We start from the raw sequence: 17,756 nt of genomic DNA, 5'->3' as shown, positions 1-17,756 counted from the left end.
AAAGGTTGACGGTAAGAGTAGACGTTCACTTCTTCAGCAGCCATTGCTGTTGGAGCTAGAGTAGCGCAAGTTAGTGCTGAAAGAGTTAGCAGTTTTTTCATTGTTTAATCCTTTACCATGCTAATGATAACGTTTATCAGTTGCGTTATTATATGTATGTTCAATAAGAAGACAATGACGAATATTAAAAAACCTGCTCATCGGAGCAGGTTTTATTGTGTTAAGTGTGTAACCATTTATTACAAGCTAATGATTATTTCACCGTAACAAACTCTGGGTAAGCACCAACACCACAATCATGCATGTCCATACCTTCCATTTCTTCATCTTCTGTAACGCGAATCCCAACGGTTGCTTTCAAGATTGCCCACACAACTAGGCTGGCACCAAATACCCAAGCAAAGATAACTACGGCACCTAAAAGCTGTGCACCAAACGTTGCATCACCGTTGCTCAGTGGCACTACCATTAGGCCGAAGAAACCACACACACCGTGAACTGAGATAGCACCTACTGGATCGTCAATTTTAAGTTTATCTAGAGCAATGATACTGAATACTACTAGTGCACCCGACACCGCACCAATCGCAACCGCGTACAGTGGTGATGGCGATAGAGGGTCTGCAGTGATGGCAACCAAGCCAGCTAGCGCGCCATTGAGAATCATCGTTAAATCGGCTTTACCCCAAGTAGTTTTACAAACGAATAGCGCCGCAATTGCACCGGCAGCCGCTGCTGCGTTAGTGTTTAGAAAGATCTGACCTACCGCTGTAGCATTCTCAAAATCTGAAACCATCAACTGAGAACCACCGTTAAATCCAAACCAGCCAAACCAAAGGATAAAAGTACCCAACGTTGCCAAAGGCATGTTAGAACCTGGAATCGGATAAATTTCACCATTTTTACCGTACTTACCCTTACGCGCGCCAAGCAGTAACACACCAGCAAGAGCGGCAGAAGCACCTGCCATATGTACGATACCAGAACCCGCAAAGTCACTAAATCCAGCTTCTGCTAGGAAGCCTCCACCCCATGTCCAGTAACCTTCCATTGGATAGATAAACGCAGTTAAAATCGCAGAGAAAATCAAGAAAGACCAAAGCTTCATGCGCTCAGCTACCGCACCAGAAACGACGGACATGGCAGTTGCAACGAAGACAACTTGGAAGAAGAAGTCAGACTCTAAAGAGTGGTCGGCCCCTTCACCTTGAGTACCAATTAACGTACCAAATGAAGGTAACCAGCCTCCTTCTCCATTATCGACATACATGATGTTATAACCGACAATCAGAAACATCGTACATGCGATGGCGTACAAACAGATGTTCTTCGTAAGAATTTCTGTTGTGTTTTTAGAGCGCACAAGGCCAGCCTCTAGCATCGCAAAGCCTGCTGCCATCCACATTACCAACGCACCGGAAATGAGGAAGAAAAAGGTGTCAAGTGCGTAACGTAACTCGGTTACTGTTGTTGCTAATTCCATAATAAGTATCTCCAATCCTTTGAATTCTTAAAGTGCTTCTGCGTCCATTTCGCCAGTTCGGATACGCACCGCTTGGTTCAGATCGTAAACAAAAATTTTACCGTCGCCGATTTTTCCGGTTTGCGCAGCTTTTGTAATTGCTTCAACAACACGATCTACATTGTCTGCGTGAGTCGCGATTTCAATTTTCACCTTTGGTAGGAAATCAACTTGATACTCTGCACCGCGGTACAATTCCGTGTGACCTTTTTGACGACCGAACCCTTTAACTTCTGATACTGTCATCCCTTCGATACCGACATCAGCCAATGCTTCTCGTACATCGTCTAATTTAAACGGCTTAATAATGGCATTGATTATTTTCATTGAGTTATCTCCGAAGCTTCCATCCTGAAACACTTCTTATAATCCAATCTACGTGCCAAGTTTTTAAGTCATTGAATAATAAAAGCTAACCTCAATTTACATATCTATAAACAAAAAGAGCGCACCATATCGGTGCGCCCTTTTCACAAATTTAAAGCAACGGCAGAGAAGTTACCCAAAACTGTGCATTAAATGTTCAAAAAGTCTTTCCACTGTTCGATAAGTGCCATGAAATCCTCTATCCCACAACTTGCTGTACTTTCTGCATTGTAGAAGTTGAACTCACTTTCCATCTCGACATCATATTCATGGGCTAATGCGTTTTCTTGTACAAGAACTTCGTCGCCCTGAATCATCAAGCTAATTTCCGTGCCTGTTAGGTTATGCTCCTGAGAAGGCGCTGAAAATGACCGCTCAATTAGCTTTTCAACCTGTGCAATCTTCATCGGATCTTTGCCAATTTCTTCTTGCAACCAGCGCCCTACAATCTCATGTCCCATGCTACATTTTACGTAGTACTCGCCCATCAACGTGTTACGAATGAATTCAAATTCCACCGAGATTGCCTATTTCGTATCAATTTGGTGCGAGTATAGCGAATTGCTCCCATAAAAAAAGCACCTCATATGAGGTGCTTTCGAATTGTGCATTTCTGATTATGCCGGTTCTTGGAAGATCACTTCGTCCGCTTTCTTGGTGTATTGATCCATTTTATGGAAGTTCAAGTAGCGGTATGTATCCGTTGCCGTAGCGTCGATTTGCTTCGCGTATTCTAGGTATTCTTCTTTGGTTGGAATCTTACCTAGAATTGCACCTACTGCAGCTAGCTCAGCTGACGACAGGTAAACATTCGCACCAGTACCCAGACGGTTCGGGAAGTTACGCGTTGAAGTCGACATTACTGTTGATTTATCTGCAACACGCGCTTGGTTACCCATACAAAGTGAACACCCTGGCGTTTCAATACGCACCCCTGCACGTCCGAAGATACCGTAGTAGCCTTCTTCAATCAGTTGGTCTTTATCCATCTTTGTTGGTGGCGCTACCCAAAGGCGCGTCGCTAACTGGCCATTGAACTTATCAAGCAATTTACCTGCTGCGCGGAAGTGACCGATGTTCGTCATACAAGAACCGATGAACACTTCATCAATCGCTGTGCCTTGTACTTCAGACAACAAACGAGCGTCATCTGGGTCATTCGGTGCACATAGTACTGGCTCATTGATTTCAGCCATATCGATTTCAATCACATGTGCGTATTCAGCGTCTTTATCTGCTTGCATCAGCTCAGGGTTTGCTAGCCACTCTTGCATTGCAGTAATGCGGCGCTCGATAGTACGGCGATCACCGTAGCCTTCAGAGATCATCCACTTCAGCATCACGATGTTAGAGTTTAAGTACTCTTCGATCGACTCTTGAGACAATTTCACAGTACAACCTGCCGCCGAACGCTCTGCAGATGCATCAGAAAGCTCAAATGCTTGCTCAACCGTTAGCGTTTCTAGGCCTTCAATCTCAAGGATACGGCCAGAAAATTCGTTGATCTTGCCCGCTTTTTCTACCGTTAGTAGACCTTGCTGAATCGCGTAGTAAGGGATGGCATGAACAAGATCACGTAGTGTGATACCCGGTTGCATTTCACCTTTAAAACGAACCAAGATTGACTCTGGCATGTCTAGCGGCATAACGCCTGTCGCAGCTGCAAAGGCAACCAAGCCCGAGCCGGCTGGGAATGAAATACCCAGAGGGAAACGAGTATGTGAGTCCCCACCCGTACCGACAGTATCCGGTAGTAGCATACGGTTTAGCCATGAGTGGATAATACCGTCACCAGGACGAAGAGATACACCACCGCGGTTCATAATAAAGTCCGGAAGTGTATGGTGAGTGTTAACGTCTACTGGTTTTGGATAAGCCGATGTGTGACAGAAAGACTGCATGACAAGATCAGCAGAGAAGCCGAGACACGCCAAGTCTTTAAGTTCATCACGAGTCATAGGGCCAGTAGTATCTTGCGAGCCTACTGTCGTCATTTTCGGCTCACAGTAGGTACCAGGGCGAATGCCTTCTACGCCACACGCTTTACCAACCATTTTCTGTGCAAGCGTGTAACCCTTGCCAGAATCTGCGATTTCACCAGGTTTACGGAATACGTCCGAAGGCTCAAGACCTAGAGACTGGCGCGCTTTGTCTGTCAAACCACGACCGATGATCAATGGGATACGACCACCAGCACGAACTTCATCAATCAGTACTTCTGTTTTTAGCGAGAACTCAGCTAGAACCTCACCAGTTTCGTGGTTGCAAACTTTACCTTCATATGGGTAAACATCGATAACATCGCCCATGTTGAGCTTAGTTACGTCAACTTCAATTGGTAGTGCGCCAGCATCTTCCATTGTGTTAAAGAAGATAGGGGCAATTTTGCCACCAAGCACATACCCACCAGCTCGTTTGTTTGGAACGTAAGGGATATCATCACCCATAAACCAAAGCACTGAGTTGGTTGCCGATTTACGTGAAGAGCCAGTACCAACAACATCACCAACGTAAACCAATTGATGACCTTTGTCTTTTAACTCTTCAATTTGCTTGATCGGGCCAATAGTACCCGGTTGATCAGGGTTTATTCCTTCACGCTCGTTTTTAAGCATCGCCAGTGCGTGTACTGGGATATCAGGACGAGACCAAGCGTCAGGTGCAGGTGAAAGGTCATCCGTGTTCGTTTCACCTGTTACTTTAAATACGGTTAGAGTGACTTTTTCTTCAAGCTTAGGCTTAGAAAGGAACCACTCAGCATCAGCCCATGATTGAAGTACTTTCTGTGCATGCGCATTGCCTGCTTTTGCTTTCTCTTCTACGTCGTAGAAAGCATCAAACATCAGCAGCGTATGAGACAGCGCTTTTACTGCGATCTCTGCCAGTGCTTCATCATCCAATAGCTCAACTAGCGGTTCGATGTTGTAACCACCTTGCATAGTGCCTAGCAGTTCAGCCGCTTTTTCACGACTCACTAATGGTGATTTAACTTCACCTTTTGCTACTGCTGTTAGGAAACCCGCTTTTACATAAGCAGCTTCATCAACACCTGGAGGGATACGGTTTTCAAGTAGGTCAAGAATGACTTCTTCTTCACCTTGCGGGGGATTTTTCAGAAGTTCTACAAGTCCAGCAACTTGTTCTGCGTCTAGCGGTTTAGGAACAACTCCTTCAGCAGCACGCTCTTCGACGTGTTTACGGTAGGCTTCAAGCACGACTTTTTCCTCTCATTGCGGTTCCTCCTCTATTATTACTATTGTTAAAGTAAAGGAGTGAACATCCTTGGAAACTTGGCTCTCCATTGCCCTTGTTTTCATTCAATTATGATTGAGAAACAGCGCCGTAGAGGCCAAACTGTGGGCAAAATAATAGCAAATTTAACCTTAAATTAAAATCTTATCATTTTGACCAACATAGCAACTTACGACTAAAGTTCTGCTAATTTTGACCAAATATGCCAAGTTTTTGCTTTCTCATACCCGGTTAATTAAACGATGTTCCTACGATCAAATACACAGCATCCAAATCTTGCTCGGTACGACCGTATGCCAACATTATTGGTCCTATTGGTGAGTCAACACCAAAGAAGATGGAGCCAGCATTGTAAAGCGGCGCTTCGTTTAGTTTCAGATCATTATCAGACCAAACACCGCCATATTCGACCGATGCGCCCAGGTAGACTGGAGCTTCAAACAATCCGAAATCATTATCAAACCACTTATATCGGTACACCAAACTGCTGAAAAATAAGTTCTGTCCGATCAGGCTATTTCTTGGGATTCCCGATAGGCTTAAGAAGCCGCCCAACTCTCTGGGATCAAGCGGTAAAGATGAGTTTTTACTCTCTACAAAACTATATTCAGCATGTCCGACTAAAGTATGACGCTGATGACTCACTGCACCTTTAAATCGTGCAGAGATTTCATAAACGGTATCTTCAATAATTTTGTCAGTCTCTAAAAGGCTAACGCCCTGAGGACTTTGATCATGAGACACTAAATATTCGAGATCGACTAAAAGTCCACGAGTCGGAAATGCGAAATCATCAAGTGTATCCAGGCGATAGTTGGCAAACAGGCCACGACGTTCAAAATCCAATTTACCAGCAGAAGCCAAAGTAGAAAGCTCAATATCTCCGGTAGAGTAGCGAGCGCCAAATCGAAGTTCTTGCCACAATGTGGGTTGGATACCTATCGCTAACTCTGTTGTAAAATCATCGTAAGTGACCGGAAAAAAGTCATTTACTGACTCTAAATCTGGTGCTTGAGGCTCTGTTAAAGGTAAGTTTCGGCTCTCACTACCATAGGAAATTCGCCCCGATACAAAAAGTTCTTGGCTAGATAAAACAGGGGAATACAACTCAGCTTCAATCAGCTTATCCGTGCCCATTTCTACGTTGAACGCCAACTCCGCGCCATGAGAGTTTAAATTGGTAAAGTTGGTCGATATTCCTATGCCGTACTGGCTATCTGTATCGAAGTCATCTTCAAGAAAAAATCGGAAGTTGAGATAATTAGGCCCCCACGACTTCTCGTTAACATCAAAAACCAACAATGTCTCACCATCAACCTCTTCAAAGTGATAAGTGATGAGCTCGAACCGATCTAACGCGTAGAGGTTTTCAACGGCTTTCTCAATTTCGGCCGTTGAAATACGACGTCCGGTTTCTAATTCAATACGATTCGTCAACAACACATCGCTGTAGTGCGTGTTATTTACAATCACAATGTCATCAACCACACGCTGATCGCCATAAATCAAAGTTTTACGAACTTCTTGTTTGCGGTCGATGTATTTTTGATAGTCCGCGTTGGACAAGCGTAACTCTTTCAGCTTGTCTTTTAATTGCTTGGTAATATCGTACCCAGCTTGAAAAGCCCAAGGCATTTTGTCGAACTCGACGGTTTCCATGGTGCCCACATTGGGACGAATATAGATATCTTGAGGTTCAAGCTCGTCCACTTGCTGTTGTGTACTACGACGAACGAGATAGTTAGAGAGTTGGTCCGCGACAGTAAACAGCCCCGTAAATTCATCTTCGGTTTTGTAATCGGTGCTAATATCGACGGCAATAACGACATCAGCCCCCATGGCGCGAGCCACATCGACAGGCATGTTATTGACGACGCCGCCATCAACAAGCATATGGCCATTGAGCTTATAAGGAGGAAGCGCTCCTGGTACAGACATGCTAGCCATCATTGCATCAACAAGGTAACCATTGCCCAGTACGACTTCTTCTAGGGCAAGAATATCTGTCGCAACAGAACGATAGGGAATGGCAAGATCATCAAAAGAATCGAATCGCCCTAAGTTCCCTGTAGTCTCACGCAATACTCGCAACATGTTCTGGCCTTGCACCACACCCGTTGGTGCTCGTACCTCACCGAATCTTAAGCCGAGGTCGGTATTAATTTGATAGCGGTCTTCATACTCTTTGTCACGAACTCTACGTTGGCTACGGTCAACACGATCTCGATAACCGCTGCCCCAATCGACGGTGTAGATAAAACTCTCGATTTCATCAGCACTCATCCCCGTGGCATAAAGCCCACCCACATAGGCACCCATACTGGTACCGGTCACAATATCCACAGGAATCTGCATTTCTTCCAATGCTTTTAAAACTCCAATGTGTGCCGCCCCTTTCGCTCCGCCACCAGCGAGCACAACCGCCACCTTTGGTCGAGGTTCCAAGTCATCCGTTTTTGTTAGAGAGTTTGCGAGGGAAACAGAAGGAGTGATCATCAAAAAGGTACTAACCCAAAGCGCAAAGTTGCGAACCGATGGGCTTGATAACAGCTTTTTGAACATTCACTTCTTCCTTTATTGAATATCTTATCAAGTAGGGCGTGCTAGCAGTACTGTACTAACACGCCCTAATATGTACTAAGAATTAATCAGATAAACAAGCTAATGTTGTTGATTTGGCGATGCTACCAATCAAATATGCTATTTAACCAGTTTGATTTCTTCTCACACTGTTGCTTTATCTGACCGGTTTTATCCCAAACCGGCAGTTTGTAATCACTACGGCAGTTCATTTCTAAACCTCCATCAGATGTAGGCTTGAACCCTAATGTGGTGATTTCTCTTGGCCATGGGAGCTCTAAGCGCTCAGGAATACGCTGCTTCAAGTACTCTGCGTACACTCGTAATGCACCACTCGACCCCGTTAGATTCACGGGTTTATTATCGTCGCGGCCTAGCCAAATTGTCGTCACCTCACGACCATCAACACCGACAAACCAACTATCGCGGTTATCATTACTGGTACCCGTTTTTCCTGCCAATGCAGCCCAACCAAACTGGCTTTGTAAGAAGCGGCCAGTGCCTTGAGCAACCCCTTGTTTCATCGCGTAGGTCGTTAGCCATGCAGCTTGTTCATCCACGGCTCTTGATGAACGAGGCAAGGATTGATACAGCACATTACCTTCCATATCCATGACTGAGCGCAGAGCGGTCAGTTTTGCACGCTTACCTGAATTCGTCAGAGTCTGATACATCTGTGCAACTTCGAATGGCGTCAAAGAAAACGAACCCAAAAACATCGAAGGCACTGGGCGAATTTCATCTTTGTTCACGCCCAAACGCTCTAAAGTATTGGACACTTCAGGAATGCCAAGTGCCATACCTAAGCGCACGGTTGGTACGTTAAGTGATTTCGCTAAAGCAATGTAAAGTGGCACATCACCACGATATTTTCTATCGTAGTTGCGCGGCGTCCACACGTTACCTTTACTGCTCTTCAGACTTAACGGCGTGTCGTGTAGCGTCGTGCCTAGGTTGTATTTATCCGGTTGTTCTAGAGCCGTTAAGTAAATCGCTGGTTTCACTAAAGAACCAATCGGACGACTGGCATTGAGCGCGCGGTTAAAGCCTTCATAACCGACACGTTTACCACCAACCATCGCACGGATTTCACCACTATGGCGATCAACGGCCACAGCAGCGGCTTCTAACTCTTTACCACCCCGTTTAGCTAGTTCTGGGATCTTTTTCGCGATAGCTTGTTCCATTTTGCTTTGCGATACTGGGTCCAGAGACGTAAATACGCGCAGTCCGGTCTCTGCCTTAAATCGCTCCCCAACTTTTTCTTTTAATTCAATACTCAATTGTTGGAAATAAGCTGGCTGACGGCTCGCAATACGTGGCTTGCTTTGCGTATCGAGTGGACGACTTACAGCTTGTTCATACTGCTCTGAAGTCAACATGTTTTGCTGCATTAACAGGCGCAGAACGAGATCACGACGCTCTTTCGTTCTCTCAGGGTAACGAATTGGGTTGTAGTAAGACGGTCCTTTTACCATCCCAACTAACATCGCCAGCTGATCGATTCGCAACTCCTGGATTGGCTGCCCAAAATAGTAACGCGACGCCAAGCCAAACCCGTGGATCGCTTCACCTCCACTTTGACCTAGGTACACTTCGTTTAGGTAGGCTTCTAAGATACGATCTTTGCTATAACGGTAATCCAAAATTAGCGCGATATACGCTTCTCGAACTTTACGCCACAGTGTTTTATCACGAGTCAAAAATAGGTTTTTTGCCAATTGCTGAGTCAACGTACTACCGCCTTGAACAGTACGACCGGCCTTAATGTTCGCAACCAATGCACGTGCAATCGCGAGCGGTGACACCCCGTCATGTTGATAAAAATCCCGGTCTTCGGTCGCAAGCAGCGCATCCACTAAAATTTCAGGGAACTGATCACGACGTAAGAAAAGGCGCTGTTCATCACGGTCTTTCTCCAGCATGCCCAACATCTTCGGTTCTAGGCGCAAGTAACCAAGGTCTCCTCGAGATTCTAAAGACTGAATACGTTGCAAGCCGGAATCAGAAAAATGCAGCATAATGTGACGATCCGGCTCGGGACCATCGGCAAACTCGAATGGACGACGAATCAATTCAATCCGAGTGGAAGAAGAGGAATATTCGCCTGGGTAACGAGGTTGACTCACTTTACGGTAATTCAACACATCTAGCTCGTTGCGCAGTTCTTGGATGGTGATATTCTCACCAGGGCTTAGATTCAAGATACGGGCATAAACCACCGTTGGCAGCTCAAACAGCTGGCCTTCAAAGCGTTCTTTCACCACACTATCTAAGTAAATCCCAACAAACAGCAAAACAGCGGCAAGTGCAACGCCAGCTTTCCAGCTAAACGACCACAGAACTTTCAACCACGAACGTTTCTCGTTAGTCGGTTTTTTACTCGGCGTACGTCGAGTCTGTTTTGCGGTTCCTTTATTGGTTGTACTTTTCTTCGCTGGCGCTTTTTTCGCGCTAGGCTTCTTGCTGTCAGTCATTATTCAATTGTCTTTTTGTTTTCGTTGTTGCTACATGATTGGCAGGATCATCTGGCCAAACGTGTTTTGGGTAGCGCCCTTTCATCTCTTTTTGAACGTCTTTGTAGCTTCCGTTCCAGAAAGCCGCCAAGTCCGACGTTACTTGCAATGGACGTTGTGCCGGTGAAAGCAGTTCAAGCACCAAACGCTTGCGGCCAAGAGCCACCGTTGGGGAACCACTCTCCCCAAATACTTCTTGCATACGCACCGATAATATCGGCTCATGGCCATATTGGTAACGGATACGCTTCTTTGAACCTGTGGGCAGTTGGTAATGCTCAGGTAACCATTCATCCAGTTGTTGATTGAGTGGCCAACCTAATCGAGCATTAAGCGCTTCGACCAAGTTTATCTTGCTCAGGTCTTTAACCGAACTGACAGACGTCATGTATGGTTCTAACCACTCCTCTAATGAATCCAGCAAACTGACTTCATCAAACATTGGCCATGACTGCTCAGGTAACCATTCCACCGCACAACGAATCCGAGCTAACAAGCTCTCCGCTGCCGGTGTCCAGTTTAGACTCTGTAAGCCCTGGCGGCGGACATACGTGAGTAAAGCTTGTGTCATTTTTTCTTTGCCCGGGCTTGGCAACGGCTCGCGTTCAACGACCAGCAGACCGAGTTTTGTTTGTCGCTCAGCTATTAGACGGCCTCTTTTTTCATCCCAGTCCACTACTTCTTCAGACGAAAATAGCGTATCAAAGGTCGTTCGCAATATATTGACATCCAATTCACATGCCGAATGAATTTGACTTGAATTAGAATGAGAACGCATTAAGTCAACGGCAACCAAATACTCACAGCCACCTAGCATGTCTTCCTGACGACATTCTGCACCATGACCATTAGCCAAAGTAAATCGCCCAAATTGATTTGTGCGCTGCTGTGCAATGCGATCTGGAAATGCCAAACTTAACACCAGCGGTAATGCATCTTCATCCACGCCTTTCAGGTCAAATACCGTATCCAATTTGTACGCCAGAGATTGAGCACGCTTGAACAACATCGACTTTTTTGGATGAGTACCAACAAGCCAACGATGCAAGCTATAAGCGATATTGGTAACATTTCTCTCTGGCTCTTCAATCAGTGCGACCGCCGCCAAAGCAGCATTTAACATCTTATCACTGTAAGATTGCGCTTTAATTAGCATCGCAGCCGCACGAGGCTCAACGCCTAGTTCATGCGCCTGTTTTCCTTCGGACGTTAATTGCCCTTTTTCCGTCAGTAGTCCCAATGACACCAATAGCTGCTTCGCTTGTTCCAATGACGCATTAGCGGGAACATCAAGCCACTTTAGATCGTGGATATCACTCGCTCCCCAAAAGGCAAGCTCCATAACTAAACTAGCTAAATCGGAATGCAAAATTTCGGGTTGGGGAACCAGCGGTTGCTGCTTGAACTGGTTTTCAGAATAAAGACGAACACAAATGCCCTCTTCTATTCGTCCCGCTCGTCCTGCACGCTGAATCGCTGAAGACTGTGCAATGCGTGTTTGCTCTAAGCGTGTTAAACCGTTTTTCAAATCAAAGCGGGCAATACGCTCTAACCCAGAATCAACCACGAGGCGAATGCCTTCAATCGTTAGTGAAGTTTCTGCAATGTTGGTCGCTAGAACGACTTTACGCTTACCTTGTTCTGCTGGCGTAATCGCTTTTTGTTGATCTGCAAAGCTCAGTTGACCATAAAGTGGGCATACGTCGATATCATCCGCTAAATGAGACAACCGCTCTTCAACTTGTTTTATGGCACCAACACCCGGTAGGAAAGCTAACAAAGATCCAGACTCTTTGTTCATAAGACTTTCTATTGTTTTTGCCATACTCGTAGGTAAATGCTCGTTCACACCTAACGGCTGGTAGCGCATTGCCACATCAAAGCTCCGCCCTTCAGATTCAATGTAACTGGCTTCCGGCAACAACGATTGTAATGCTTGTTGGTCAAGCGTTGCCGACATTACCACCAGCTTGAGATCGTCTCGCAATGCCTCTTGAACTTCTAAACTGAATGCCAAAGCGGTATCGGCATGAATGCTGCGTTCATGAAACTCATCAAAGATCAGTAGATCAACCCCATCCAACTCCGGGTCCGTTTGGATCATCCTGGTCATAATCCCTTCGGTTACGATCTCCAGCTGCGTTGCAGAACTTACCTTTGCCTCGCCACGGACTCGATAACCCACGCGCTGACCTACTTGCTCTCCCAATTGCTCAGCAAGATAACGGGCAATGTTACGCGCCGCGAGTCGTCTTGGCTCAAGCATGATGATTTTTCCAGCAACCGAATGATTTAAGAGTAACTGCAAAGGGAAGTAAGTCGACTTACCGGCACCAGGCGCCGCTTTTAAGATCACTTGATGTTGATTTTTGACCGCCGTCAGCAACTCAGGCATCACGGCTTCAATCGGCAATTGTGACAAAGGAAATACCTTATGGTGTAATGGTGGCAACATTGTACATAAAAAATTTTTTGTCTAAATAAGCAAATGCATTTCACACCCGCTTTAGAGTCCGCCACTCTACTCAAACGTTATAAACGCTTTCTTGCCGATATCGAGCTCGATACTGGTGAAATCCGTACAATCCACTGCGCAAATACAGGTGCAATGACGGGTTGTGCAACGCCCGGAAACAAAGTTTGGTTTTCTACTTCCGACAACCCGAAACGAAAATACCCCAATAGTTGGGAGTTGAGTGAGACCGAACAAGGCCACCGTATTTGTATCAACACCGCGCGTGCCAATCAATTAGCCGTAGAGGCTATTGAAAATAATGTCATTTCAGAGCTTTGTGGTTATGACACACTTCAAACTGAGGTGAAATACGGCAATGAAAATAGCCGAATTGATATCTTGCTCAGCGCAGACGACAAGCCAAAGTGCTATATAGAAGTGAAAAGCGTCACTCTTCTTGATGAGACCGACTCTACTGGACAAGGATACTTCCCAGATGCGGTCACGACTCGGGGACAAAAACACCTGAGAGAGCTCACAGAAATGGCACAAAATGGAAGTAGAGCCATACTTTTATTCACTGTTTTACATTCAGGTATTGAAAAAGTATCCGCGGCGCACCATATAGACGCGAAATATTCACTATTACTCAAACAAGCACAAGACGCTGGAGTGGAAGTTCTCTGCTACAAAGCTGAACTGAGCGATACTGGAATGAAGCTGATTTCCGCTATTGATTTTATCAATTAAGAGAAAAAATGATGTCGTCTTCACATTGACGATAACTTTGCGATTCAGTATTTGCTTGCACCGCCTCTTTTTGCTATAGATACCCGCCTTAAATTGACTGCGTAGCAGTTGACTAGGTGTAAGTAGGAGATGCTGTATGCCAGAATCAAAGAAGAAAACGATAGGCATCCTAGCCATTGCCGGCGTGGAGCCATATCAGGAAAAACCTGGTGAAGAGTACATGTCACCAGAGCAGGTTGAACACTTTACGAAAATCTTAACAGCTTGGCGCGACCAGCTAAGAGCTGAAGTGGATCGTACTGTTCACCACATGCAGGACGAAGCAGCAAACTTCCCAGATCCAGTTGACCGCGCCTCTCAAGAGGAAGAGTTCAGCCTAGAACTGCGTAACCGTGACCGCGAACGCCGTTTGATCAAGAAGATTGAAAAGACTTTGGATAAAATCAAAGAAGACGATTTTGGCTTCTGTGAGTCTTGTGGCGTAGAGATTGGCGTTCGCCGTCTTGAAGCACGTCCAACCGCTGACCTTTGTATTGACTGTAAAACACTTGCAGAAATCAAAGAGAAGCAAATGCAAGGTTAATCACCCAGCATTATGATTGTTGAAGGGAGCTCAGGCTCCCTTTTTGTTTTGGCTACCTTCGCACCCTATTTGTTTACTAAATTCGAGATACACGCATGACACGCTATGTAGGTCGATTCGCCCCATCTCCTTCTGGTCCACTGCATTTTGGTTCACTGATTGCCGCTCTTGGCAGTTATTTTCAAGCGAAAGCACAAAATGGAGCTTGGTTAGTACGTATTGAGGACTTAGACCCACCAAGAGAAATGCCAGGTGCAGCGCAACTTATCCTAGAGGCACTCAAGGCCTATCAGCTGCATTGGGATGGAGAAGTGGTATACCAGAGCGAACGTCACGACCTTTACCAAGCTCAAATAAACAAATGGCTCGAAAATGGAGAAGCCTATTATTGCCAATGTACTCGTAAGCAAATTAAAGAGCATGGCGGTTTTTATCCTGGCACTTGCCGCGATAAAAACTTGAAAGAAGGCGCGATTCGCCTAAAAATGACCAAGCCTGTCGCTCATTTCCTCGACCAAAAGCGGGGAACCATTACGATTCCAGAGCAACTCGTTAATGAAGATTTCATTATTAAACGTCGAGATGGATTATTTGCTTATAATCTTGCGGTAGTATTGGACGACATCGACCAAGGCGTCACAGAAGTCGTGCGAGGTGCAGACTTAATCGAGCCGACAGGGCGTCAAATTAGCCTGTACCAAATACTTGGTCAGCCAGAAGTTAGCTACTTGCATTTACCATTGGCGATGGACAACAACGGCAATAAATTGTCGAAACAAAATCACGCGACGGCTATTGATATAGATACACCAAAACCTACTCTATTGCGCGCCATGACATTTTTAGGTTTCGAGATACCTGAAACCGTAAGGGCGGCCAACATAGAAGATATTCTTCGTTGGGGCTGCGAAAACTGGCGGTTGGAACAGCTTCCAGCAGAGATCGAGATCACACCGTGATTCTCAAATGGCATTGTGTAGGCTATCATTAGCCGCAAATTAGGCCCTAGAGGCGTATAAAACTAACCAAAGCAAGATTGGATTAAACCCAGTTATTGCCAGATGCACATGAATACAAACGACTATACACCAAGCGAACCTGCCACAATTCCAGAGCTCGCTCTCAATGTAATAACTCGTGAAGAGCACAACATTTCGCGTAAGCAGATCAGTGATAATGCGCTGAAGGTACTGTACCGCCTAAATGGTGCTGGTTTCGATGCTTTTCTTGTGGGTGGCGGGGTTCGAGACTTACTGCTTGGACAAAAACCAAAAGATTTTGACATTGCGACCAACGCAACGCCGGAACAGATCAAACAGCTATTTCGTAACTGCCGTTTGATTGGTCGCCGCTTCCGCTTGGCTCATATTATGTTTGGCCGAGACATCATTGAGGTTGCGACATTCCGTGGTCACCACCAAGAGCAAAAGAATAAGAGCATTTCTCAGCAATCAAAAGAGGGTATGCTGCTGCGTGACAACGTCTACGGCACCATCGATGAAGATGCTGAGCGCCGTGATTTCACGATTAACTCGATGTACTACAACATCGCAGATTACTCGATTCACGACTACGCACGTGGTATTGAAGATTTAGAAGATCGCCTAATTCGACTGATTGGTGATCCAGAAACACGCTACCGTGAAGACCCTGTGCGCATGCTGCGTGCGGTTCGTTTCGCGGTAAAACTAGACTTTGATATTGAAGAAGACACCGCAGCGCCAATCGAACACATGGCACCGTTGCTCGGTGACATTCCGTCAGCGCGTCTTTTTGAAGAGTCACTCAAATTATTGCAATCCGGTCATGGCTTAGAAACCTACCACCTACTGCGTGAGTACAACCTATTCCAGCAACTATTCCCGACGATTGCAGCGCACTTTACAGAAGATTACTCCTCTCACACTGAGCAGATGTTGGATCTTGTCCTAGATTCTACCGACATGCGCATCGAAGATGGGAAACGCATCAATCCAGCATTTATGTTTGCTGCAATGCTGTGGTACCCACTGTGTGCGAAAGCCGATGAACTGATGGAAGAGCGCAACTTAGGCCATTACGACGCCATTATGGAAGCGAGCAACATCATTCTTGACGAGCAAGTTCGCACAATTGCCATTCCAAGACGCCACACCGCAACCATTCGCGAGATTTGGCAGTTACAGCTTCGTCTTCCACGACGTAACGGTAAACGTGCATTCCGTCTTATGGAGCTCAATAAATTTAGAGCTGGCTTTGATTTTCTTGAAATGCGCGGTGAAATTGAAGGTGGTGACACTCAGAAGCTTGCCAAGTGGTGGGAAACTTTTCAAAATGCAGGCCGAGAAATGCGTCAAGCAATGGCTGCCGACTTAGACGGTCAATCACCGAAAACAGGCCAACGCCGCCGTAAAACTTATCGCAAGAAAAAGAGTAAGCCCAAATCATGATTACAGCGTACATTGCGGTAGGCAGTAACTTGGCTGATCCTGTCAGCCAAGCGAAGCAAGCGATTGAAGCATTAAAAACGCTGCCTAAATCAGAGTTTGTTCAAGCTTCTTCGCTATACAGCAGCACGCCAATGGGGCCACAAAACCAACCGGATTACATCAATGCGGTTGTGTCTATTAACACCAGTTTGACGCCTATTGAATTGCTCAATTGCACACAAGCTATAGAGCAAGAACAAGGGCGTGTCCGTAAAGACGAACGCTGGGGACCAAGAACCTTGGACCTCGACATTGTGCTTTATGGCAATGAGGTGATTAATTCCGAGAGGCTGATCGTTCCTCATTATGGAATGAAAGAGCGTGAATTCGTACTCTACCCTCTTGCGGAAATTGCACCAAGTTTACAACTCCCTGATGGGACCGAGGTCTCTAAACTACTGGAACAAGTAGATAGAAACGGCCTCAGTATCTGGCAGTCATAGCCAACTCCTAGTAAGGATAAAACCATGAAAAAAATGACCATCAACGACCTAATCAAGTGGAAGCAAGAAGGTCGTAAATTTGCTACTTCAACCGCTTATGATGCGAGCTTTGCCCAACTGTTTGAAAGCCAAGAAATGCCAGTACTTCTTGTCGGTGATTCTCTAGGTATGGTTTTGCAAGGTCACAACGATACTCTGCCAGTAACGGTCGATGATATCGCTTACCATACTCGTTGCGTACGCGCTGGTAGCCCAAATTGTTTGTTGATGGCAGACATGCCATTCATGAGCTACACCACGCCAGAGCAAGCTTGCGAAAATGCGGCTAAACTGATGCGTGCTGGTGCCAATATGGTAAAAATTGAAGGTGGTGACTGGCTTGTCGACACGGTGAAAATGCTCACTGAACGATCAGTTCCAGTTTGTGCTCATCTTGGTTTAACTCCTCAAGCTGTTAATATTTTTGGTGGTTACAAAATCCAAGGTCGCGATCAAGAAAAAGCAGACCGCATGGTAAAAGACGCATTAGCGCTGCAAGAAGCAGGCGCTCAAATCGTCTTACTAGAATGCGTACCAGCTGAGCTTGCTGAACGTATTACGCAAGTGCTTGACGTTCCTGTTATCGGTATTGGTGCAGGTAACGTAACAGATGGTCAGATTCTCGTAATGCATGATATGTTTGGTATTTCTGCCAACTACATGCCGAAATTCTCCAAAAACTTTCTTGCTGAAACAGGTGATATGCGCAAAGCCGTTACTAAATACATTGAAGATGTAGCCAACGGTGTATTCCCAGACGACGCTCATACCATTGCCTAGAG

The 17,756-nt window shown here is 45.7% G+C and carries 13 protein-coding genes; 6 read left to right on the top strand and 7 right to left on the bottom strand.

What is annotated here, in order from left to right; translation table 11 throughout:
- Positions 1-253: 253 nt before the first annotated feature.
- The 7 genes from R7E00_RS21295 to hrpB form a co-directional block, all read right to left on the bottom strand.
- Positions 254-1,483, bottom strand: coding sequence for an ammonium transporter (locus tag R7E00_RS21295; protein WP_047102648.1), 1,230 nt, complete (start codon positions 1,481-1,483; stop codon positions 254-256).
- A 27-nt stretch (positions 1,484-1,510) separates the two neighbouring features.
- The gene (locus R7E00_RS21290) at positions 1,511-1,849 is read right to left on the bottom strand and encodes a P-II family nitrogen regulator (protein WP_005386570.1); all 339 of its coding nucleotides are present in this window, start codon (positions 1,847-1,849) and stop codon (positions 1,511-1,513) included.
- A gap of 188 nt (positions 1,850-2,037) precedes the next feature.
- Positions 2,038-2,406 (bottom strand): YacL family protein, encoded by a 369-nt coding sequence (locus tag R7E00_RS21285; protein WP_262606243.1) that lies wholly within the window; start codon positions 2,404-2,406, stop codon positions 2,038-2,040.
- 99 nt (positions 2,407-2,505) lie between these two features.
- Positions 2,506-5,103 (bottom strand): bifunctional aconitate hydratase 2/2-methylisocitrate dehydratase, encoded by a 2,598-nt coding sequence (gene acnB, locus R7E00_RS21280; protein WP_005380009.1) that lies wholly within the window; start codon positions 5,101-5,103, stop codon positions 2,506-2,508.
- A 268-nt stretch (positions 5,104-5,371) separates the two neighbouring features.
- Positions 5,372-7,702, bottom strand: coding sequence for a patatin-like phospholipase family protein (locus tag R7E00_RS21275; protein ID WP_047102650.1), 2,331 nt, complete (start codon positions 7,700-7,702; stop codon positions 5,372-5,374).
- A gap of 122 nt (positions 7,703-7,824) precedes the next feature.
- Entirely contained in the window at positions 7,825-10,197 is a 2,373-nt protein-coding gene (mrcB, locus tag R7E00_RS21270) for a penicillin-binding protein 1B (RefSeq protein ID WP_005380020.1), read from the bottom strand.
- Positions 10,190-12,658 (bottom strand): ATP-dependent helicase HrpB, encoded by a 2,469-nt coding sequence (hrpB, locus tag R7E00_RS21265; protein WP_262606244.1) that lies wholly within the window; start codon positions 12,656-12,658, stop codon positions 10,190-10,192. The genes mrcB and hrpB overlap by 8 nt, the downstream gene beginning before the upstream one ends.
- Positions 12,659-12,724: 66 nt before the next feature.
- On the opposite strand from hrpB, the gene sfsA reads away from it, so the two are divergent.
- From sfsA to panB, 6 genes are all read left to right on the top strand, one after another.
- Complete coding sequence (gene sfsA, locus R7E00_RS21260; RefSeq protein WP_017635909.1) at positions 12,725-13,441, top strand: DNA/RNA nuclease SfsA; 717 nt, start codon at positions 12,725-12,727, stop codon at positions 13,439-13,441.
- Positions 13,442-13,577: 136 nt separating this feature from the next.
- Complete coding sequence (gene dksA / locus R7E00_RS21255) at positions 13,578-14,024, top strand: RNA polymerase-binding protein DksA (protein WP_005386584.1); 447 nt, start codon at positions 13,578-13,580, stop codon at positions 14,022-14,024.
- Between the two features lie 95 nt (positions 14,025-14,119).
- Positions 14,120-14,983 carry a tRNA glutamyl-Q(34) synthetase GluQRS gene (gene gluQRS / locus R7E00_RS21250; protein WP_104975576.1) on the top strand — a complete coding sequence of 288 codons (864 nt, stop codon included), beginning with the start codon at positions 14,120-14,122 and terminating at the stop codon, positions 14,981-14,983.
- Between the two features lie 102 nt (positions 14,984-15,085).
- A complete protein-coding gene (pcnB, locus tag R7E00_RS21245; protein WP_005386589.1) occupies positions 15,086-16,453 on the top strand; it encodes a polynucleotide adenylyltransferase PcnB in 1,368 nt (455 codons plus the stop codon).
- On the top strand, positions 16,450-16,935 hold the full coding sequence (gene folK / locus R7E00_RS21240) for a 2-amino-4-hydroxy-6-hydroxymethyldihydropteridine diphosphokinase (protein WP_005380007.1): 486 nt from the start codon (positions 16,450-16,452) through the stop codon (positions 16,933-16,935). The genes pcnB and folK overlap by 4 nt, the downstream gene beginning before the upstream one ends.
- Positions 16,936-16,959: 24 nt before the next feature.
- Complete coding sequence (gene panB, locus R7E00_RS21235) at positions 16,960-17,754, top strand: 3-methyl-2-oxobutanoate hydroxymethyltransferase (RefSeq protein ID WP_005386592.1); 795 nt, start codon at positions 16,960-16,962, stop codon at positions 17,752-17,754.
- The last annotated feature ends 2 nt before the right edge of the window (positions 17,755-17,756 follow it).

It is taken from the genome of Vibrio sp. Vb1755 (assembly GCF_033338635.1).
GTDB classification, from domain to species: Bacteria; Pseudomonadota; Gammaproteobacteria; order Enterobacterales; family Vibrionaceae; genus Vibrio; species Vibrio alginolyticus.
This window is presented reverse-complemented; position numbering and strand designations above follow the sequence as displayed.

What these genes read in the sequence shown, in the direction of transcription:
- R7E00_RS21295 (WP_047102648.1), bottom strand. Translation starts at nt 1,483, where the DNA reads ATGGAATTAGCAACAACAGTAACCGAGTTACGTTACGCACTTGACACC.
- R7E00_RS21290 (WP_005386570.1), bottom strand. Translation starts at nt 1,849, where the DNA reads ATGAAAATAATCAATGCCATTATTAAGCCGTTTAAATTAGACGATGTA.
- R7E00_RS21275 (WP_047102650.1), bottom strand. Translation starts at nt 7,702, where the DNA reads ATGTTCAAAAAGCTGTTATCAAGCCCATCGGTTCGCAACTTTGCGCTT.
- mrcB (WP_005380020.1), bottom strand. Translation starts at nt 10,197, where the DNA reads ATGACTGACAGCAAGAAGCCTAGCGCGAAAAAAGCGCCAGCGAAGAAA.
- sfsA (WP_017635909.1), top strand. Translation starts at nt 12,725, where the DNA reads ATGCATTTCACACCCGCTTTAGAGTCCGCCACTCTACTCAAACGTTAT.
- dksA (WP_005386584.1), top strand. Translation starts at nt 13,578, where the DNA reads ATGCCAGAATCAAAGAAGAAAACGATAGGCATCCTAGCCATTGCCGGC.
- gluQRS (WP_104975576.1), top strand. Translation starts at nt 14,120, where the DNA reads ATGACACGCTATGTAGGTCGATTCGCCCCATCTCCTTCTGGTCCACTG.
- pcnB (WP_005386589.1), top strand. Translation starts at nt 15,086, where the DNA reads ATGCACATGAATACAAACGACTATACACCAAGCGAACCTGCCACAATT.
- folK (WP_005380007.1), top strand. Translation starts at nt 16,450, where the DNA reads ATGATTACAGCGTACATTGCGGTAGGCAGTAACTTGGCTGATCCTGTC.
- panB (WP_005386592.1), top strand. Translation starts at nt 16,960, where the DNA reads ATGAAAAAAATGACCATCAACGACCTAATCAAGTGGAAGCAAGAAGGT.